This is a genomic window from Streptomyces cellostaticus (assembly GCF_001513965.1).
Taxonomy (GTDB): domain Bacteria; phylum Actinomycetota; class Actinomycetes; order Streptomycetales; family Streptomycetaceae; genus Streptomyces; species Streptomyces cellostaticus.
In genome coordinates this window covers 252,806-271,408 of sequence record NZ_KQ948023.1, presented here as the reverse complement: position 1 = coordinate 271,408, position 18,603 = coordinate 252,806, and the positions used below count along the sequence as shown (strand labels likewise).

The following is an 18,603-nucleotide window of genomic DNA, read 5'->3' as shown; positions in this document are numbered from 1 at the left end:
CTCCTACGAGTGACGGTGGCTTCGACAGCCGGCTGAGGGCCGGGCCGCATATGCGGCCCGGCCCTCGGGCTTTGCACCCCTGCGTCGCTCACGGCCCTCCCCGACGGCCGGGCAGGCGAGCGGACCCGGGCTACGTCAGGCGGCGGACCCCGTCGATGAGTGCTGTGGTCACCGTTGGCTGTGGGGCGTCCAGGACTTCCGGGCTTGTGCGGGGGCCTCCGGTCCGGGCGCTCACGGGGAGTTCGATCTGGACGCCCCTGAAGGGGCTCAGGTTCACCGCGTTGTCCGGGTGGAGGCCGCGCAGGCCCCTCGGGATGTGGGCCAGGTCGTCGATGGTCTCGAAGGCCGGGGCGAGCAGGGTGAGGCTGTGGGCCAGGGTGGCGGCCGCGGTGCGGTTGGTGCCGCCCAGGAAGATCGAGCGGGGGTGCTCGTGCCTCAGGTGGCCGTGGAGGGAGATCGTCAGGGACACGTGGGAGAGGAATTGCCGTAGGGGATCGCAGATGGGCACGCACATCCGGTGCGAGGGGATGTGGACCCGGTCGCCGGCCGGCTGGATGAAGACCAGTGCGGTCGCTCCCGTGCCGGCCGCCACCTCGTGGACCAGCTCCGCCGTGCCGCCCTCCCTGGTGCCGTGCAGGGCCAGCAGCCCGATGGCCGACCCGATCGTCAACGACGCGGCGAACTCCACGCCCTCGATCACCACGCTCTCGGTCACCACCGCTATCGCCCCACCCGCACGGAATTCGCCACCGTCACCTGGTCCACCTCCGACACCCGTACCGTCACCTTCATGGTCCACATGCCCGGGATCGGCAGGTTGAAGGCGTCGGCGGCCCAGTAGCCGCCCCGGTCGGTGACCTTGGTGTCCAGGGGGCCGATCCGCTGGGCCGGGAGGGTGAGGGTGATGCGCAGTTCGGGGACCGAGGACAGGCCGCCGTCGGGGCCGTAGACCACCGCCTGGACGGAGTTCGTGCCGACCCGGCCGGGATCGAGGGTGATCTGGACCTTGCCGTGGCCGCCGGGGGTGCCGACGTCGAAGGGGACCGTGGTGACCGTGGCCGTCTGAATGCCGGTCGCGGGCGTCGCGGACTGCGCCGCCTCGGCCGCCGCCCGGCCCGGCAGCGTGCTCGTCAGGAGGGTCGTCAGGACGAGGACCAGAACACCCACCGCCACCTCGGCCAGCACCGAGCGGCGCAGCCGGGCCGGGAGCGGGTGGGGTGGGGCGGGGGGCTCGGGGGCCGACGGGAGCGGCGGGCCGCCGGCCGGCTCTGGGACGCGGTCCCGCTGCGGTACCGGGGGCAGGCTCGCCAGGCGGGCCGTCCAGCGGCGGGAGCGGGATGCAGCCGCGAGGAGGAGGGTGACGGCCGCCAGCTTCGCCAGCAGGATGCGGCCGTACGTCGTGTCGGTGAGCGCCTGCCAGGAGCCCAGGCCCCGCCAGGACTGGTAGACGCCGGTCGCCACCAGGACCGTCACCGACACGAAGGCCAGGCGGGAGAAGCGGGTGACGGCCTGGGCCGGAAGGGCCGCCGGGTCCGGTGTGGTGCGGCGCAGCGTCAGCAGCAGGGCCGTCAGGCCGCCCAGCCAGGCCGCCATGGCCAGCAGATGGAGCGCGGCGGAGGCGATCGCCAGGGGGACCTGGAGGCCCGCCGAGGCGTGTTCCGAGGCCGCCCAGGTCAGGGAGAGGGCGGCGGACAGGAGCGCGGCGGTCGTCAGGGCGGCCCGGCGGGGGATCCGTCGCCGCCCTCTCCTCAGCGACAGCGCGCAGGCGCCCACCAGGAGCAGCAGGGCCAGGCGGGTGAGGAGGAGTTCGCCGGGGCGGGTCGTGGCCGTGCGGGTGAGGGCGGAGAGCGAGAGCGCCCGGGTCGGGGACGTGCCCTCCTCGTAGGGGGCCCTCAGGAGGAAGAGCGCGAGCGTCGAGGCGAACAGGGTCACCCAGGCGGCCAGCAGCGGTGTGCGCAGGTGGGCAGGGATCGGCGGGCGGCAGTACGCCACGAACGCCGCCGTGCCCAGGAGCAGCGCCACCGCCAGGTAGGCGAGGTAGCGCGCGATGTTGTACAGGCTCGTCGTCGCCCGGTTCTCCGTGCGGTCCGGGAGCACGCTCGTGGTCGTCGCCGTCCGTTTGCCCACCGAGAACGTCAGCGCGCCGGACACCGGGTGGCTGTCCGCGGACACCACCCGCCAGGCCACCGTGTACGTGCCGGTGCCCAGGCGGGAGGGCAGGGGGACGCGGGCCGTGTCGGAGCGGCCGGAGGCGTGGCCGGGCTCGCCGGTGCGCACGCGGTGGTTCTCGGGGTCGTAGACGCGGAGCGAGTCGGTCAGCAGGCCCACCGATTCGGTGAAGGTCAGCGTGACGTGCCGGGGGGCGGATTTGAGGACGGCTCCGTCGGCGGGGTCGGTCTCGCGCAGGGCCGCGTGGGCCGAGGCGGGGGCCGCCGTGCCGAGCAGGAGCAGGAGGAGGCCCGCGCCGAGGACGGTCAGCCGTCGCAGCCACCGGTGTTCGTCGCGCACCTCACCCCTCCGTCCAGCCCGGCCCTTCGTATAGGTACGGAGGGATCGGCCGCCGCACTCACCACGTCGGCCGGGCCGACACCCCGCCGTCCACCACCAGGTCGTGGCCGGTGATCCAGGAGGCGAGGGGCGAGGCGAGGAACACGCAGGCGTCGGCCACGTCCCGCGCACGGCCCAGGCGGCCGGCGGGGACGGCGTCGAGCCAGCGGCGTACGCCCTCCGGCCAGGCCTCCTCAAGGCCCTCCCGGTCGATGAGGCCGGGCGAGACCGAGTTGACGCGGATGCCGCGGGGGCCGTACTCCAGGGCGGCCGCGCGCGCGTGCATGACGACGGCGGCCTTGGCGGCGCTGTAGTGGGCGTGGCCGGGGGCGGGGTGCCCGGCCTCGATGGAGGCGATGTGGGTGATGGTGCCGCCGCCGTGCTCGCCCAGGTGCCGGGCCGCGGCCTGGGTGCAGGCGAAGACGCTGGTGAGGTCGGTGTCGACGACCGTGCGCCACTCGGCCGCCGTCATGCCGGGCAGGGGCTGGACGGGCTGGACGGCCGCGTTGTTGACGAGGGCCGTGAGGCGGCCGCCGGACCAGTCGGTCGTCTCGCGGACCAGCCGGTGGCACGCCTCGTCGTCCGTCAGGTCCGCCTGCAGTACGACCGCCTCGCCGCCCAGGGCCCGGATGTGCGCGGCGACATCGCCGGCCGCCCGCACGCTCGTACGGCAGTGGAGGGCCACCGCGGCGCCCTCCTCGGCGAAGCGCAGGGCGATGGCGCGGCCGATGCCGCCGCCCGCGCCGGTCACCAGGGCGGTCTGTCCGTCGAGCAGGCTCATGGGCGGCACAGTTGCGCGATCCGGGCGGCCTCGGCCGGGTAACGCGCCGTGAGGTCCTCCTCGTCGCCGTGCTCGTACCCCTCGTAGGTGAATCCGGGGGCCATCGTGCAGCCGAAGAAGGTCCATGCGCCGCCGGGTGCCACCCGGGCGCCCATCCAGGTGCCGGCGGGCACGGTGAGCTGGACGTGCTGTCCGGCGCGCAGCGCGGGGCCCAGGACGGCCGTGCGGGTGGTGCCGTCGGGGGCGAGGAGCAGCAGGTCGAGCGGGTCGCCCAGGTAGAAGTGCCAGACCTCGTCGGTGGGCAGGCAGTGCAGGGCGAGGAAGTCGTCCGCGGTGAGCAGGGCCACTATGGCGGAGCCCTCGGGGCGGCCGTCCGGGCGCTCGGGTCCTGCCCAGGTGCGCCGGAAGAGGCCGCCCTCGTGGGGGATCGGCTCCAGGTCGTAACGGGCGATCAGCTCGTCAGGCGTGGTCACCCGGGAAGGCTACCTCCCGTGTCAGGAAGGCCAGTTGGGCGCGCTTCTCGGGCAGGTACACGTCCGGGAGGTCGACCTCGGGGAGGACCACCTCGGGGCCTTGCCGAAATCCCTGGCGTGCGAAGCGGGCGATCGCCTTGGCGTTGCGTACGTCCGGGTCGACCACGACCCGTCGGCGGTCCAGGACCAGCAGGACGTACGAGCTCATCGCGGTCAGCAGGGCCGAGGTCCAGCCGGGGCGCGGGCCGGCCGCCGTGGCGGGGGCGAGGAGGAGGTGGACGCCGATGTCGCCGGGGCGGACCTCGTAGCACTCGCCGACCCGGTCGGCCTCGGGCTCGTAGGTCTGGAGCAGGGCGGCCGGTTCGCCGTCCTTGGTGACGAGGTGGGCGTGGTGGGTGCCGAGGGTGGCCATGTGGGCGTAGGTGTCGGCCACTTGGGCCCGGGTGAGGCCGGTCATGCCCCAGAAGGCGGCGCGTTCGTCGCTCACCCAGGCGTGGACCGCCTCCGCGTCGGCCTCCGGGTCGAGGGGGCGGATGCGGACGGTGCCGAAACCGTCGATGTGCTGCTCGTAGGTGTCAGTCACGGGTTTCCTCGGTGAGTTCGGTGTGTTCGGTGTGTTCGAGCGTGAGCAGGGTCCAGTCGGTGACGACCGGGGCCAGTTCTCCCTTGAGCCACAAGGGGAGTTGGTCGCGGTGGTGCGGGGTGCCGGGAACGCCGTGGGCGCCGAAGGGGACCACCCAGCGGCTGTCCTCGCGGCGGGCCAGGTCCCAGACGTAGCGGGCGGCCGGGCCGCGGGCCGCGAGGTCGGTGAGGCCGGGGACGGCCGAGGTGCACAGCACGCAGTCGTGGTCGCCGGCCAGGCCCGGTTCGTCGTACGGCTCCCCCGGCAGCGCCTTCCAGGGAGCGAGGCGGTGGGTGTCGGCCCAGGTGCCGGCCGGCGGTGCGGCGGCGACCTCCTCCACGGCGGCGCGGACGGCGGCGGCGCGGTCGATGCCGTACAGCTCCTCGGCGCGCAGGAGGTGTTCGAGGGCGTAGCCGATGCGGGGCGTGAGGGCCAGCCAGGGGAGCAGGACCTCGGGGTAGGCGGGGGGTTCGGTGAGGGCGGCGAACGCCGGGTGCGCGGCGAGGTGGCGTACGACCGCCGTGCGCACCGCCGCGTAGGCGGCGGCCTCGGTGCTGTCGGCGTCCATGTGGCGGTTCCAGGACAGCAGGCTCTCGCGCAGGCGGGCCGCCTCGGGGGTGAGGTCGTCGAGGGCGGCGAGGTGGTCGAGGAGGGGGCCGGCGGAGGCGAGGAAGGTGTCGGTGTGGATCGCGGGGAGGCCGTCGGCGGACCAGGTGCGGCGCTCCTGGAGGAGGGCGTGGATGCGGTCGGCGCGGTGGGGTGGGGCGAACTCGACGCCGAGGGGGGCTGCCGGGCCGCGCTGGTTGGCCATCACGGCGATGCCGTCGGTCAGGCCGGCGTACGGGGTGTCGTGCCAGCCGTGCCAGGCGTGGCCGGGGTGCCAGGCGGGGACGAGGCGGAGGCGGTTGGCCTGCGGCCGCCGCGGCACCCGGCCTGCGACGCGGTGCAGGGTGCCGCCCTCGGTGTCGGCGGCCTGTACGACGTTCACCGGCTCCGACCAGGTGTCGAAGGCGCGGTCGATGTCCTCGACTCGGCGGGCTCTCAGGAGGGGGAGGAGGGTGCTGAAGCCGAGGTCTTCTGTGACGCGGGGTGGGTAGCGGAGGGCGAGGGCGGTGGGGATGCGGCCCGCCTCGGCTTCGCCTTCGGCGCCGATTTCGCTCCCACCCGTGCGGCTCTCGTCGTCGACTGCGGGTGGCCCCTGAGGGGCGCCCTCACCATCGGCGACCTGCGGGTCGTGAGCCGGTCCGGCCCCTATGAGAGCCCCCGCCTGCGGCGTCACGTCGGCAATGCCCGCCTCCGGCTTCTCCGGCCCCACATCGGAAGCCCCCGCCCTCGGCCGTTCCAGCCCCTCGCCGGCAGCCCCCGCCCCCGGCCTCTCCAGCCTCCCGCCGGCAACTCCCGCTTCCAGCCTCTCCGACCCGCCACCAGCAACCCTCACCCGGGCGAGCGGTTCGCTGCCGGTGGCCTTCAGGCCCTCCTCGTCGGTGAGCAGCAGGGCGGCGGCGCCGTCGTTGAGCTCCAGCCCGCCCGAGCCATCGGCGACGACCCCCGCCACAAGCCTCTCCGACCCACCGGCGACAACCCCACGCTCCAACTCCTCCGAGCGCCCATCGCCACCCCCCGCCTCAAAGCCCCCGGACCCGCCACCAGCAACCCTCACCCGGGCGAGCGGTTCGCTGCCGGCGGCCTTCAGGCCCTCCTCGTCGGTGAGCAGCAGGGCGGCGGCGCCGTCGTTGAGCTCCAGCCCGCCCGAGCCATCGGCGACGACCCCCGCCACAAGCCTCTCCGACCCACCGGCGGTAACCCTCACCTCCAGCCCGTCCGACCCATGGGCGACAACCCCCGCCTCAAAGCCCCCGGACCCGCCACCGACAACCCCCGCCTCAAGCCCTTCCGGCCCCCCAGCGATCACCGGCCCCCGGGCGGTCTCGATCAGCTCGATTTCGATGGGGGGTTCGCCTGCGATCTCCACCGTTTCCGTGTGGCGCAGGGTGCGGTGCCAGGTGCCGTCGGGGCCGAGGGCCTCCACGCCGGCGCCGGTGCGGCGGAGGTGTTCGCGGTAGAGGTCCTGGTAGTCGGCCATGGCGTTGGTGATGGACCAGGCGACTGTGCCGGTGTGGCCGAAGTGGGCGATGCCGGGGACGCCGGGGACGGCCAGGCCGATGACGTCGAACTCGGGGCAGGCGAGGCGGATCTGCTGGTAGACGCCGGGGTCCTCGATGAAGCGGTGGGGGTCGCCGGCGAGGAGGGGGTGGCCGGTGTCGGTGCGTGCGCCGGAGATCAGCCAGCCGTTGCTGCCCGCGGTGCCGGGGCCGTCCGTGGCGAAGAGAGCGACCGCCTCGCGGCCCAGGTGCCGTATCGCCTCCTCGCGCCAGAGCTTGGCGGGGAAGCCGGCGAACAGGATGTGCGTGCCGAGCCAGATGCCGAGGGGGGTCCAGGGCTGCCAGGGGGTGGGGACCAGGCCGGTTCGCGTGAACTCGGGGGCGCGGGCGGCGCCCTCCGGCAGGCCCTCGTTGACGCCGGCCACGTACGCCCGGACCCAGTCCGCCGTCTCCGGATCCTGTTTCTCCAGCGTGGCGAAGCAGCGTCTGGCGGTGTCGTCGAGGCGGGCGCGGCGGGCGAAGACGTCCCAGGGGAGAGCGGCGGCGCCGAGGAAGGCGGCCGAGGTGCCCTGGGAGCGGTGCCGTTCGACCTCCAGTTGCCAGGCGCGGTCCAAGGCCGTGACGCGGCCTTGGGCGCGGGCGAGTTCGCGGGCGCTGGAGGCGCGCAGGTGGGGGATGCCCCAGGCATCGCGGTAGGTCTCGGTGGTCACCCTGGGACACCCCTTTGTTTTAGGTTAGCCTTGCCTAAGTCTGCGGTGCAGGAATCGTACGCGAGGGGTGGAGGCGCCATGGGGCAGGGGCGGGGCTGGGAGGGGGCGGTCCTACGGCTGCTGCGCGCCAAGGACTTCGTGTGCACGGTCACCGGGGCCGAGGACGTCACCCCGCACTACCGGCGGCTGCGGCTGAGCGACGGCGGGCTGCTCGCCGCGACCGGCGTCCACCCCACGATGTGGATACGGCTGTGGTTCTCCGACGCCGGCCGTCCGCACCAGCGGGCCTACACCCTGGTCGACCCGGACCCGGTGACCGGCACCTTCGGCCTGGAGTTCGCGCTTCACGAAGGGTGCGCCGCCGATTGGGCGCGGACCGCGAGGCCCGGGGACAGGATCGAGGCGACCGTACAGGGCACGGGATTCCAGCACCCGGACCCCACACCCTCGCATCTCGTCGCCGTCGGTGACCCGGCTTCGCTGCCCGCGATCAACTCCCTCCTCGGCGCCCTGGGTTCGGCCCCGGCGACGATCTGGTTCGAGGGCGCCCTGGACGGCCTCCCCTGCCAGGCCGATCCGTCCCACCACGAGATCCGCGAGGTGCCCCGCCGCGACGCGGGCGCCCACCTCGCCGAGCGCGTCCGCGCCGAACTGCCCGCCGTGCTCGAGGGCACCCCCGACCCGTACGTCTGGATCGCCTGCGACACGGCCACGACCCGCACCCTCGCCTCGTACGTGCGCAAGGACCTGGGTGTGGCGAAGGACCGGGTGCATGCGCTGGGGTACTGGCGCGCATCCTGACGCCGCAGGCGGGATCATCGACCCATGGACGTCACCCTGCACCTCGCCCAGGATCCCGAGGCCGACGCGCTGCTCGGGCGCAGTCCGCTCGCCGCGCTCACCGGGATGCTGCTGGACCAGCAGATTCCGATGGAGTGGGCGTTCAAGGGGCCGGCGACCATCGCCCGGCGGATGGGCGCCGAGGACCTGGACGCGCACGAGATCGCGGCCATGGACCCGGAGGCCTTCGCCGCGCTGCTCTCCGACAAGCCCGCCGTGCACCGCTACCCGGGCTCGATGGCCAAGCGGATCCAGCAGCTGTGCCAGTACCTCGTCGAGCACTACGACGGGGATGCGGAGGCCGTGTGGCGGGGCGTCGGCAGCGGAACCGAACTGCTGGGGCGCCTTCAGGACCTGCCGGGGTTCGGCAAGCAGAAGGCGCAGATCTTCCTCGCCCTGCTCGGCAAGCAGCTGGGCGTGGCGCCGGAGGGCTGGCGGGAGGCCGCCGGGGCGTACGGCGAGGCGCGGTCCCACCGGTCCGTCGCCGACATCACCGGGCCCGAGTCGCTGGCCAGGGTGCGCGCCCACAAGCAGGAGATGAAGGCGGCCGCCAAGGCCGCCAAGGCCGCGGGGAAGTAAGGCCCGGACGGGTGACTCAGCCGGGTGGCCCACCCGGGTGGCGGGGCCTGCGCGGGCGGGCCAAGCATGGAGCATGACCGAGGCACCCGGCGGTGGCCCCACCTGGGGCCGGGAGTACGACGACCGCAGCGTCCACGCGGCACAGGGGCCGCACGGACACCATGAGCCCGAGCCGCCGTTCGAAGGCCCCCTGCACGCCCTGTCCCGGGCCGCCTGGCAGGTCGTCCTGGGCACCGGCATCGTCTCGCTGATCCTCGGTGTCCTGGTGCTGATCTGGCCGGGCGCCTCGCTGCTCGCCGCGGGTGTCCTGTTCGGCCTGTACCTCCTCGTCAGCGGCGTCTTCCAGCTGGTCGCCGCCTTCGGCACCCACAAGACGACCTCGCTGCGCGTGCTCGCCTTCATCAGCGGCGCCCTGTCGATCCTGCTCGGCCTGTTCTGCTTCCGCGGGCCCATGCAGTCGCTCCTGCTGCTCGCCCTGTGGATCGGCATCGGCTGGCTGATCCGCGGGATCACCCAGACCCTGGCCGCCGCCTCCGACAGCCGGATGCCCGCCCGCGGCTGGCAGATCTTCCTCGGGATCGTCACCTTCGTCGCCGGGATCGTGCTGATCGACTCGCCGTTCGAGTCGGTCGCCGTGCTGACCCTCGTCGGCGGCTGCTGGCTGGTGGCCGTCGGCATCGTCGAGATCGTCACCGCGATCCGCATCCGTGGGCACGCCCGTCAGGTTCCGCGCACTCTGTGACCGCCGCCGTCAACACCACGCCCCGCGGGTACGCCGAGCGGGCGGATCTCGGCGGCCGGGCGATGCGCACCCTGCCTCCCGCGGGCAGGTGACCGGCGTGAGCACCGCACGCCGCCGCCCGCGGCGCCCCCACGCCTGGCTACGGCTGCTCGTGCTGCTGCTCGCCCTGCTGGTGCCCGGCACCCATGCGCAGGCCCAAACGGCGCCCGCCCCGACCGTGTCCGCAGAGACCGTCGAGACCGTCGAACACGACGCCCTCGACACGCTCGCACGGCCGCCCGCCGGCGCCGTCCACCGGGCCGACGTGCCCGAGCGCCCCGCGCCCGTGCCCGACCCGGCGTCCGCACCTTCGGTGGTGCGTTCGTGCCCGGCCGTGCCGCGGCCGCCGTACGCCCTGCCCCTGCTGCGCACCGTGATCCTGCGCTGCTGACGGCCGCCCGCTTCCGCAGGCCTGTCAGCTCGACGCAAGGAACACAGCCATGCCCACCGACCCGTACGCGGTCCTGCGCGCCCTGCTGCGCGCGGAGGCCAGGCGCAACGCACTGCCCCAGGCGGAACAGAAGAAACCGCAACCGCAGCAGCCGGCGAAGGAGGACTAGAGGACTGGGGGAGACTGCCGCTGACACACCGGCGGGGGCGGCCTACCGCCTCCGCCGGGCCGTGCCGAACAGCAACCGGGTGAATCTCGCGACCGATCCGGGTGCCGGCCGAACGGGCAGGGACTCTTCGGTTGCTTGGGGAGCCTTCGGGGCTTGGGGAGCCCGGGGAGCGTCGGCCGCTCGGCGCTCAGCTCCCGTACGCCGACTCGCGATCCACAGCCTGTGCATAACACCCGTAGAGCGAGGACCCCCGGCCCCTGATCCCGATATTCACCTGTATGCCCGTTTGGCTGCGACTTTTCCAGCGTCGTACTGCGTCGCCTTGGCTGCGCCCGGAACGTCTTGACCGGTAGGCTTTCCGTGTGATCTTCAAGCGCATCGGAAACGGCCGGCCGTACCCCGACCACGGCCGGGAAAGCACCCGGCAGTGGGCGGACGTCGCGCCGCGCCCGGTCCGCCTCGATCAGCTCGTGACGACCAAGGGGCAGCTCGACCTGGAGACCCTGCTGGCCGAGGACTCGACGTTCTACGGCGACCTCTTCGCGCACGTCGTGAAGTGGCAGGGCGACCTGTACCTGGAGGACGGCCTCCACCGTGCGGTCCGCGCCGCCCTCCAGCAGCGCCAGGTGCTGCACGCGCGCGTGCTCGAACTCGACTGACCCGGGCGCGACAGGGCCGTTGACCCTTTCGGGTTCCGCTGAGCGGCATCGACTGATCATCTAATAGGCATCGCCGCTCGCGCGCACTACGCTGCGCCCATGAGCATGCTGACTCCCCCCGGCATGGGCGGCCAGTACCGGATCACGGGGGGCAAATACCCTCGGATGCGCCCTCCCCGGCGGCGCGGCAGGCTCGTGTTCGCCGTGGTGGCGTCCGTCGCCGCGCTCGGCCTGGTCGGCTGGGGCACCCTGCAGCTCATCGACGTCTTCACGGGCGGCACCAGGAAATCCTCGGCGGCCGGCCCCAAGGCGGACTGCCCCACCAAGGCGGACCCCGCCGCACACGTCACGGCGCTGCCCAAGCCCGGCAAGATCACCGTGAACGTCTACAACGCCACCGCACGCACCGGGCTCGCCAAGGGCACCGCGGACGAGCTGAAGAAACGCGGCTTCAAGATCGGTGCCGTGGGCAATGCCGGCAAGGACTTCGACAAGAAGGTCAAGGGCACCGGGATACTCCTCGGCCCCGACTCCGCACTGAACTCCTCGCTGCCGGTACTCGCCACCCAGGTGGCCGGCGCCGAGCGCCGCACCCAGGCCGGCCGCAAGGGTGCCGACCTCGACCTGATCCTCGGTGACGGCTTCAAGGCACTGTCCAGCCGCCCGGACGCGACCAAGGCCCTGACGGCCTTGACCGCACCGCAGCCGACGGCGTCCCCGAAGAAGAGCTGCTGAAGGCAGCGCCCTGAAGGGGCGCGGGGCTCTGTTCACGTGCGGCTCCGCCGCGTGGGCGTGACCAGCCACGACGGACCCGCAGTCAGCCACGGCCCACCGCGCGGAGCGCTACTCGGCCGCGCCGTACAGCCGGTCCCCTGCGTCACCGAGCCCCGGAATGATGTAGCCGTGCTCGTTGAGGTGGTCGTCGACCGCCGCCGTCACGACCGTCACCGGGGTGCCCGCCAGCTCACGTTCCATGACCGCGACGCCCTCGGGGGCGGCGAGCAGGACCACGGCGGTCACGTCGTCGGCGCCGCGCTTGATCAGCTCCTGGATGGCCGCGACCAGCGTGCCGCCCGTGGCCAGCATCGGGTCCAGGACGTACACCTGGCGCCCCGAGAGGTCCTCCGGCATGCGCGAGGCGTAGGTGGAGGCCTGGAGCGTCTCCTCGTTGCGGATCATGCCCAGGAAGCCCACCTCGGCGGTCGGCAGCAGCCGGACCATGCCGTCCAGCATGCCGAGACCGGCCCGCAGGATCGGGACGACCAGCGGGCGGGGGCGGGCCAGCTTGACGCCGGTGGTCTGCGCGACCGGGGTCCGGACGTCGACGGCCTCGGTGCGTACGTCCCGCGTGGCCTCGTAGGCGAGCAGGGTGACCAGTTCGTCGGCGAGCCGCCGGAAGGTCGCGGAGTCGGTGCGCTGGTCGCGCAGCGTGGTGAGCTTGTGGGCGACCAAAGGGTGGTCGACGACGTGGAGACGCATGGTCATAACAGTAGCCGCGCCGGACCGCACCTCGCTCTGGCATCAAACCGCCCATCCGAGGGAAAGTGGGAGGGACGGACCGGGGGTGGTGTGACTGTGCCTGAGCTGCCTGACCACGAAACCGACGCCGCCGAACCCGAGCCGCCCGAACCGGAGCAGCCCGAGACGGATGCCGAGCGCAGGCGCCGCCGCGCCCAGTTCCTGCGCGACCTCGCCGAAGCCCGCGAGCTGCGCGCCCGTGTCCAGCCCCGGCGTGCCAAGGCGGCCCGGCTGCGCCACGCCATGCGGATGCGAACGTTCCGCTGGTAGGGGGGACCGTCGTACGGTCGGGTTCACGAGGCTCGCCGGAAAGAACCCGGTAAGGAAGATCGACGCCCGCGCCGGTGCTTTGGCGGTGGGGGTGCGTGAGCGCCTGGAAAAGCCGCGTACGATCCGCAGGTGGCGGCAGCAAGCGCGCTGGTGGGTCGTTTACGGATCCACGATCAAAACAGGCAGACACAGCGGGCCGAAGACGTCCCCTGAACGCCTTGTTTCTGCCACGATTCCGAGTGGGCGGGGCTCGGAGCACAGCTCTCCCGCCCAGAACCTCCGCCGGGGGGACCCCCAACCGGCACGCCTATGACCAGTGGGAGAGTCACGGTGTACTTCGCCGCACTGCTCGCGCGCACCGAAGACGGGTGGGAAGCGAGCGACACAGAGCTCGACGATGTGGAGACGCTGTCGGATCTTGCCGACCTGGCCCGGGAATCCTCCCCCGACGAGGACACGGTGCTGGTCCTGATCGAGCAGGAGGACTCCTGGTTCGGCGTCGTCCGCGTGGACGGCGAGGACGACCCTCGCATCTACGTCTCGGACGCGGCCGCCGCCGCCCGCAGCGCGTACGGCGAGCTGCTGCTCACCGACGAGCTGCTCGGCCGGGAGCCCGGCACGGACGACGGCTCCGACCTGGACTCCTTGGACCTCGACGGCACCGAGGACGGTGAGTCCGGGGACGAGGACGACGAGGACGGCCCCTCCGCCGACGCGGTGCCGCACAGCCCGGTGGGCGACAGCCAGATCCTCGACGACCTGGGCATCAGCGAGAAGGAGCTGCGCGCCCTGGACGCCGATGACGCGCTGAACGCGATCGCCGAGGCCCTGGGCGCCTCGGAGGTGCTGGAGACCGTCCGCTGACCGCGCCACACCACCGTCCCCCGGCCCCGCCCGAGGACACGCGGCGCACCCCGGACCCGGTACGCGACCGCTGGCGGCCCGCGATGCGGCTCGCCCTGGACGAGGCCGCCCTGGCCGTCCGGGGCGGGGACGTCCCCGTCGGCGCCGTCCTGCTGTCCCCGGACGGCACGACGGTGCTCGCGGCCGGGCACAACGAGCGCGAGGCCACCGGCGACCCCACGGCCCACGCGGAGGTGCTGGCGATCCGGCGGGCCGCCGCGCTGCTCGGGCAGTGGCGGCTCACCGGCTGCACGCTGGTCGTCACGCTCGAGCCCTGCACGATGTGCGCGGGCGCGCTGGTCCAGTCCCGGGTGGACCGGGTGGTCTACGGCGCCCGGGACGAGAAGGCGGGCGCGGCCGGCTCCCTGTGGGACGTCGTACGCGACCGTCGGCTCAACCACCGGCCCGAGGTCGTCGAGGGCGTCCTGGCCGAGGACTGCGCGCGGCTCCTCACGGAGTTTTTCCGGGCTCGCTGACGGGATCGCTGACGGGATCACCGGCGGGCTCACTGAATACCGATTTCAAACCATGCCCCACCTTGCTGTAAGGTCTCCCTCGGTAGCGTGTCCGAGCGGCCGAAGGAGCTCGCCTCGAAAGCGAGTGTGGCGCAAGTCACCGAGGGTTCAAATCCCTCCGCTACCGCTTGAGAAGGGTCCCGTCGCAAGACGGGGCCCTTTGTGCATCCGCCCCGCTTCCCGGGGCGGCCGGACGGCAAGAGACCTCGGCGGGCGGGCCGTTGACCCCGGCGAAGGGCGTGAAGGTTACACTCGCCGCCGGCAACAGGGGCCCACGGGGCACAGGCACAGGGAGGCCGCGGTGGCGGTGAACGCGAAGAAGATCGCCGTGTACGTGCTCGTGGTCTTCGCGCTGTACGTGATCATCACAGACCCGGCCAAGGCCGCCGACTATGTCCAGATAGGCTTCGAGGGCATATCGGACGCGGCCAAGGCCATAGGCGACTTCATGACGTGGATCGCCAACGGAGCAAAGAGCTGAGGTACATCCCATGATCCGCCACCTGGTCCTCTTCAAACTCAACGAGGGCGTCGAGCGCGACGATCCGCGGGTCGTGGCCGGCGTGGAGGCCTTCAAGGCGCTCGGCGGCCAGATCGAGGAGCTGCGCTTCTGGGAGTGCGCCTGGAACATCAGCGACCGGCCGATCGCCTACGACTTCGCGATCAACTCGGCGGTCGAGGACACGGACGCGCTGAAGCGCTACCTGGAGCACCCGGCTCACCAGGCGGGCGTCGCACTGTGGCGGGAGTTCGCCACGTGGGTGATCGCCGACTACGAATTCTGAGCCCTCGCGACACGAGCCCCCCGCCGAAACGGCGGGGGGCTTTCCTGCGTTTTATGACCCAACTTGCCGATGTTTAACCGCAACACGAGGTTATCAGGTGCTTGCACACAGTGCACATGTCTTGTGATGCTATGACCGCTTTTGACGGATGATTGATCGATGAAGAGGTGGCGTTGACCGTGTCGGCCAGTACTGCGCCACCCCAGGAGGAGGCGCCCGCCCCCGCCCCCGCTCCTGCGGCCGCCGCCCCTCCGGCCCCCGAGAAGCGCCGCGGCGCCGACACCCGTGCCCTGACCCAGGTGCTCTTCGCCGAGCTCAAGGAGCTCAAGCCGGGCACGCCGGAGCACCACCGGGTACGCGGGGCGCTCATCGAGGCCAATCTCCCGCTCGTGCGCTACGCGGCCGCCCGCTTCCGCTCCCGCAACGAGCCGATGGAGGACGTCGTCCAGGTCGGCACCATCGGCCTGATCAACGCCATCGACCGTTTCGATCCGGACCGGGGCGTGCAGTTCCCCACCTTCGCGATGCCGACCGTGGTCGGCGAGATCAAGCGGTACTTCCGGGACAACGTCCGCACGGTCCACGTACCGCGCCGGCTGCACGAGCTGTGGGTGCAGGTCAACAGCGCGACCGAGGACCTCACCACGGCCTTCGGACGCTCGCCGTCGACCGCCGAGATCGCCGACCGGCTGCGGATCAGCGAGGACGAGGTGCTCTCCTGCATCGAGGCGGGGCGGTCGTACCACGCCACCTCGCTGGAGGCCGCGCAGGAGGGCGACGGACTGCCGGGCCTGCTGGACCGGATCGGCTACGAGGACCCGGCGCTGGACGGCGTGGAACACCGCGATCTGGTCCGCCATCTCCTCGTCCAACTCCCCGAGCGGGAACAGAGAATCCTTCTCCTGCGCTACTACAGCAATCTCACCCAGTCTCAGATCAGCGCGGAACTCGGCGTGTCCCAGATGCACGTATCGCGGCTACTCGCGCGTAGCTTCCAACGGCTGCGGTCCGCGAATCGGATCGAGGCATAACCAGCGCACAGAAGCACGGTCCGGAACACACCAGATCGCACCGGATCGCAAGCAGGATCGATTCGTAACCGGCGCGAGCGAATCGCTCACCAGCGCTCTTCCCGACAGTTGTGCGCCGAAAGGCCGTCAGACCCCTTTTTTCCAGGGCCGATTCGCATCTGACATGTCGACATGTCACTACAGCGTGTTGCCGACATGTGACATTCTGCGGGAAGCGCGTTTGCCAGGGCTCCGGCTCCGGTATTCAGGTGAAGGCTGCGTTGCTCAATGGCAGCGCCGCTGTGACCGTCCCGCGACCCAAAGGGGGTGGCATGTCCGCAGACCAGGGCAGCTCGAAGGTGCTCACGCCCACGAGCGAGGCAGCGCCCAAGGAGCTCGACGCAATCGACGTGCTCGATGACGTCAGGCCCCTCGAAGCCGTGCAGGCCCCGCCCGTCGAGGCCACCGAAGCCGTCCCGGCCCTGCCGGCCTCGACGGACATCGACACCCGCACCCTGTCCCGCTCCCTGTTCCTGCGGCTCGCCGCACTCGACGAGGACAGCCCCGAGCGTGCCTACGTCCGGGACACCCTGATCGAGCTGAACCTCCCCCTCGTGCGCTACGCGGCGGCCCGCTTCCGCTCCCGCAACGAGCCGATGGAGGACATCGTCCAGGTCGGCACCATCGGCCTGATCAAGGCGATCGACCGCTTCGACTGCGAACGGGGCGTGGAGTTCCCGACGTTCGCGATGCCGACGGTCGTGGGCGAGATCAAGCGCTTCTTCCGCGACACCTCGTGGTCGGTGCGCGTCCCGCGCCGGCTCCAGGAGCTGCGCCTGGCCCTCACCAAGGCCAGCGACGAGCTGTCCCAGAAGCTGGACCGCTCCCCGACGGTGACGGAACTGGCCGCGGTGCTCGGCGTCTCCGAGGAGGACGTGGTCGACGGCCTCGCGGTCGGCAACGCCTACACCGCCTCCTCCCTCGACTCCCCGGCCCCCGAGGACGACGGCGGCGAGGGCTCCCTGGCCGACCGCCTCGGCTACGAGGACACGGCGCTGGAGGGCGTGGAGTACCGCGAGTCCCTCAAGCCGCTACTGGCCAAACTCCCGCCCCGGGAGCGCCGGATCATCATGCTGCGCTTCTTCGCCAACATGACCCAGTCGCAGATCGGCGAGGAGGTCGGCATCTCCCAGATGCACGTCTCCCGACTGCTGACCCGGACCCTGGCGCAACTGCGCGACGGGCTCATCTCGGACTGAGGCTTCCTATCTGACGAAGCGTCAGCCACCATGACCCGATGCTTCGTACCCGGATGCTTCGTACGACGACATGGACGCATGGCCGCCGAGGCGCCGTTACGGCAGCGTCGGCGGCCGTCGTGTGTCTGGGGGCGGCACTGGGGGCGTGCGGGGGCGCCGGCCGGGACGGCTATGTGGCGGTGGGAGGGGTACCGGGACCGGGACGTACGGCGGGAACGCCGACGGGGGCGGTACGCATGGTGCCGCTGGACGGACCGAGCAGCAGCAGGGGCAGCAACTCCCCTGAGCCGGCCAGCGCTTCTCCGTCAGCCCCGACACCCGCCCGGAGCACTGCGGACGCAACGCATCCGGCCCACGTCACCTCACCGAGCACCCCGGGTCAGGGCACGACCGCGCCGCAGCAGCCGTCACCCACGCCAACTCCCTCTCACACGAAGGCCTCCACGCCCGCCGACCTCACCTGGAGCGACCCCACCCGGGAGCCCACGGACCAGCGCTGGTGCGAGAAGGTGACCGTCGCCCTCGACAACTCCGGCGGCACGGCAGTGCGTTCGGGCACGGTGACGTTCGGGACGCACATCATCGGCGCCCTCGGCATCGACTGGGGGACGGTCGATTCGACCGCCGGCCTTCCGGCACCGATCGCTCCGGGCGCGCACGAGAACCCCACCTGGACGGTGTGCGTCGACGCCTGGCGCGTACCGCTGGGCATGCACATCGAGACGCGGGACGTGTCCGTCCGGTGGAGCCAGTGACCCCCGTAGGGGGGCACGTCCTACCTGAGCGCCAGCGCAGCCACGCCGACGACGACCGCCACGGCGACGACGATGCCGACGATCAGGCCGATGCGCGGGCCGGAGGAGGCGGCCGCCTGCTGGCGGCCTCGCTGGGGAGCCTCGTCGACGAACGCGCGGAACATCTGGGTGCTGCCTGCGGGGTCGTGATTGCCCTGGGGGCCCTGGGTGTTAGCCATGGCCCGAGACACTAGCGAATCCAGGTGACCGGCCCAAGTGCGGGGCCACCGGGACAGACGGGGGCACGTCACCCGTGCCCACCTGGGCGTTTACGTTTGCAATACTTGTCTTTGCCAAGTTTTTGCGCCGCCCGGTCACAGATTTGTTTGCCTGTAGCAACCAACCTATCTTATGGTTGCCCCAAGCAACTAATACGGGAGGTGTGATGGCCGAGCAGGCGCAGTTCGAAGAGCTGGCGCGTCAGCTCAGTGCCGTCGGAGCCGTGAAGCGGGACCTGGGACGGATCCTGCCGACCGACTGCCCGGCCGGGTCGGCTGCCGTGCTGACCCTGCTCGGCCGCCACGGCGACATGCGCATGAGCAAGCTCGCCGAGCTGCTCGCCGTGGACATGTCGGTCACCAGCCGGCATGTCGCGCACGTCGCCGCACGCGGCTGGATCGAGCGGTCACCGGACCCCGCGGACAAGCGCTCGCGCATCCTGCGCCTGACGCCCGCGGGCCTGGAACAGCTCGACGAGCTGTCCCGGCGGACCACCCGTCTGCTCGCCGACCGGCTGAGCGACTGGACCGACGACGAGGTCGGCCAGCTCATCCGGCTGATGACGCGCCTGCGCGCGTCCTTCGGCGACTGCCGGTCCGCCCCGCCGCGGCTGCCCGCACCCGTACTCGAAGAGACCACCCGTACACCCGCAAACACGTAGAAAAGGAAGCCCATG

At 72.2% G+C, this 18,603-nt stretch carries 23 protein-coding genes and 1 tRNA gene; 16 read left to right on the top strand and 8 right to left on the bottom strand.

Annotated elements, in window-relative coordinates:
* Nucleotides 1–130 precede the first annotated feature (130 nt).
* Genes AQI88_RS19680 through AQI88_RS47790 form a run of 6 tightly spaced genes read right to left on the bottom strand, consistent with a single transcriptional unit; the run spans nucleotide 131 to nucleotide 7,235 of the window.
* Complete coding sequence (locus tag AQI88_RS19680) at nucleotides 131–715, bottom strand: poly-gamma-glutamate hydrolase family protein (protein ID WP_159050364.1); 585 nt, start codon at nucleotides 713–715, stop codon at nucleotides 131–133.
* A gap of 5 nt (nucleotides 716–720) precedes the next feature.
* On the bottom strand, nucleotides 721–2,508 hold the full coding sequence (locus tag AQI88_RS19675) for a copper resistance CopC family protein (RefSeq protein WP_079057668.1): 1,788 nt from the start codon (nucleotides 2,506–2,508) through the stop codon (nucleotides 721–723).
* 58 nt (nucleotides 2,509–2,566) lie between these two features.
* Nucleotides 2,567–3,328 carry an SDR family NAD(P)-dependent oxidoreductase gene (locus AQI88_RS19670; protein ID WP_067000946.1) on the bottom strand — a complete coding sequence of 254 codons (762 nt, stop codon included), beginning with the start codon at nucleotides 3,326–3,328 and terminating at the stop codon, nucleotides 2,567–2,569.
* Nucleotides 3,325–3,801: a cupin domain-containing protein gene (locus AQI88_RS19665; RefSeq protein WP_067000754.1), complete on the bottom strand. Its 477-nt coding sequence runs from the start codon at nucleotides 3,799–3,801 to the stop codon at nucleotides 3,325–3,327. The genes AQI88_RS19670 and AQI88_RS19665 overlap by 4 nt, the downstream gene beginning before the upstream one ends.
* Nucleotides 3,788–4,384, bottom strand: coding sequence for a GNAT family N-acetyltransferase (locus tag AQI88_RS19660; RefSeq protein WP_067000751.1), 597 nt, complete (start codon nucleotides 4,382–4,384; stop codon nucleotides 3,788–3,790). Before AQI88_RS19660 ends, AQI88_RS19665 begins: the two co-directional genes overlap by 14 nt.
* Nucleotides 4,377–7,235 (bottom strand): penicillin acylase family protein, encoded by a 2,859-nt coding sequence (locus tag AQI88_RS47790; protein ID WP_244184225.1) that lies wholly within the window; start codon nucleotides 7,233–7,235, stop codon nucleotides 4,377–4,379. Before AQI88_RS47790 ends, AQI88_RS19660 begins: the two co-directional genes overlap by 8 nt.
* 78 nt (nucleotides 7,236–7,313) lie before the next feature.
* Here AQI88_RS47790 and AQI88_RS19645 point away from each other — a divergent pair, with 78 nt between their 5' ends.
* The 6 genes from AQI88_RS19645 to AQI88_RS19620 all read left to right on the top strand — a co-directional run bounded on the left by AQI88_RS19645 (nucleotide 7,314) and on the right by AQI88_RS19620 (nucleotide 11,389).
* A complete protein-coding gene (locus tag AQI88_RS19645; protein ID WP_067000748.1) occupies nucleotides 7,314–8,036 on the top strand; it encodes a siderophore-interacting protein in 723 nt (240 codons plus the stop codon).
* A 24-nt stretch (nucleotides 8,037–8,060) separates the two neighbouring features.
* Nucleotides 8,061–8,654 carry an HhH-GPD-type base excision DNA repair protein gene (locus tag AQI88_RS19640; RefSeq protein WP_067000745.1) on the top strand — a complete coding sequence of 198 codons (594 nt, stop codon included), beginning with the start codon at nucleotides 8,061–8,063 and terminating at the stop codon, nucleotides 8,652–8,654.
* A 73-nt stretch (nucleotides 8,655–8,727) separates the two neighbouring features.
* The gene (locus tag AQI88_RS19635) at nucleotides 8,728–9,396 is read left to right on the top strand and encodes an HdeD family acid-resistance protein (protein WP_067000742.1); all 669 of its coding nucleotides are present in this window, start codon (nucleotides 8,728–8,730) and stop codon (nucleotides 9,394–9,396) included.
* Nucleotides 9,397–9,493: 97 nt separating this feature from the next.
* On the top strand, nucleotides 9,494–9,826 hold the full coding sequence (locus AQI88_RS19630) for a hypothetical protein (RefSeq protein ID WP_067000739.1): 333 nt from the start codon (nucleotides 9,494–9,496) through the stop codon (nucleotides 9,824–9,826).
* A 531-nt stretch (nucleotides 9,827–10,357) separates the two neighbouring features.
* Nucleotides 10,358–10,654 (top strand): type II toxin-antitoxin system VapB family antitoxin, encoded by a 297-nt coding sequence (locus tag AQI88_RS19625; RefSeq protein WP_003999914.1) that lies wholly within the window; start codon nucleotides 10,358–10,360, stop codon nucleotides 10,652–10,654.
* 99 nt (nucleotides 10,655–10,753) lie between these two features.
* Nucleotides 10,754–11,389, top strand: a complete 636-nt coding sequence (locus tag AQI88_RS19620; protein ID WP_244184223.1) for a LytR C-terminal domain-containing protein — start codon at nucleotides 10,754–10,756, stop codon at nucleotides 11,387–11,389.
* A 108-nt stretch (nucleotides 11,390–11,497) separates the two neighbouring features.
* On the opposite strand, the gene upp is transcribed toward AQI88_RS19620, so the two are convergent.
* Complete coding sequence (gene upp / locus AQI88_RS19615; RefSeq protein WP_067000943.1) at nucleotides 11,498–12,133, bottom strand: uracil phosphoribosyltransferase; 636 nt, start codon at nucleotides 12,131–12,133, stop codon at nucleotides 11,498–11,500.
* Between the two features lie 96 nt (nucleotides 12,134–12,229).
* Here upp and AQI88_RS19610 point away from each other — a divergent pair, with 96 nt between their 5' ends.
* From AQI88_RS19610 to AQI88_RS48830, 9 genes are all read left to right on the top strand, one after another.
* Nucleotides 12,230–12,442, top strand: coding sequence for a hypothetical protein (locus AQI88_RS19610; RefSeq protein ID WP_107118606.1), 213 nt, complete (start codon nucleotides 12,230–12,232; stop codon nucleotides 12,440–12,442).
* 330 nt (nucleotides 12,443–12,772) lie between these two features.
* Nucleotides 12,773–13,306: a tRNA adenosine deaminase-associated protein gene (locus AQI88_RS19605; RefSeq protein ID WP_067000734.1), complete on the top strand. Its 534-nt coding sequence runs from the start codon at nucleotides 12,773–12,775 to the stop codon at nucleotides 13,304–13,306.
* Nucleotides 13,307–13,389: 83 nt separating this feature from the next.
* Nucleotides 13,390–13,821 carry a tRNA adenosine(34) deaminase TadA gene (gene tadA, locus AQI88_RS19600; RefSeq protein ID WP_067000731.1) on the top strand — a complete coding sequence of 144 codons (432 nt, stop codon included), beginning with the start codon at nucleotides 13,390–13,392 and terminating at the stop codon, nucleotides 13,819–13,821.
* A gap of 81 nt (nucleotides 13,822–13,902) precedes the next feature.
* Nucleotides 13,903–13,987 (top strand) — tRNA-Ser (locus AQI88_RS19595).
* Nucleotides 13,988–14,161: 174 nt separating this feature from the next.
* On the top strand, nucleotides 14,162–14,341 hold the full coding sequence (locus AQI88_RS19590; RefSeq protein WP_067000728.1) for a hypothetical protein: 180 nt from the start codon (nucleotides 14,162–14,164) through the stop codon (nucleotides 14,339–14,341).
* A 10-nt stretch (nucleotides 14,342–14,351) separates the two neighbouring features.
* Nucleotides 14,352–14,645, top strand: coding sequence for a Dabb family protein (locus AQI88_RS19585; protein ID WP_067000725.1), 294 nt, complete (start codon nucleotides 14,352–14,354; stop codon nucleotides 14,643–14,645).
* A 173-nt stretch (nucleotides 14,646–14,818) separates the two neighbouring features.
* Nucleotides 14,819–15,676 (top strand): RNA polymerase sigma factor SigF, encoded by an 858-nt coding sequence (locus AQI88_RS19580; protein ID WP_067000937.1) that lies wholly within the window; start codon nucleotides 14,819–14,821, stop codon nucleotides 15,674–15,676.
* Nucleotides 15,677–15,987: 311 nt separating this feature from the next.
* Complete coding sequence (locus AQI88_RS19575; RefSeq protein WP_067000721.1) at nucleotides 15,988–16,914, top strand: RNA polymerase sigma factor SigF; 927 nt, start codon at nucleotides 15,988–15,990, stop codon at nucleotides 16,912–16,914.
* A 509-nt stretch (nucleotides 16,915–17,423) separates the two neighbouring features.
* Entirely contained in the window at nucleotides 17,424–17,669 is a 246-nt protein-coding gene (locus tag AQI88_RS48830; RefSeq protein WP_317933872.1) for a hypothetical protein, read from the top strand.
* A gap of 20 nt (nucleotides 17,670–17,689) precedes the next feature.
* Here AQI88_RS48830 and AQI88_RS19565 read toward each other — a convergent pair whose 3' ends face one another.
* A complete protein-coding gene (locus tag AQI88_RS19565) occupies nucleotides 17,690–17,887 on the bottom strand; it encodes a hypothetical protein (RefSeq protein WP_067000702.1) in 198 nt (65 codons plus the stop codon).
* Between the two features lie 206 nt (nucleotides 17,888–18,093).
* Between AQI88_RS19565 and AQI88_RS19560 the strand changes: the two genes are divergently transcribed.
* The gene (locus AQI88_RS19560) at nucleotides 18,094–18,588 is read left to right on the top strand and encodes a MarR family winged helix-turn-helix transcriptional regulator (RefSeq protein WP_067000699.1); all 495 of its coding nucleotides are present in this window, start codon (nucleotides 18,094–18,096) and stop codon (nucleotides 18,586–18,588) included.
* Nucleotides 18,589–18,603 lie beyond the last annotated feature (15 nt).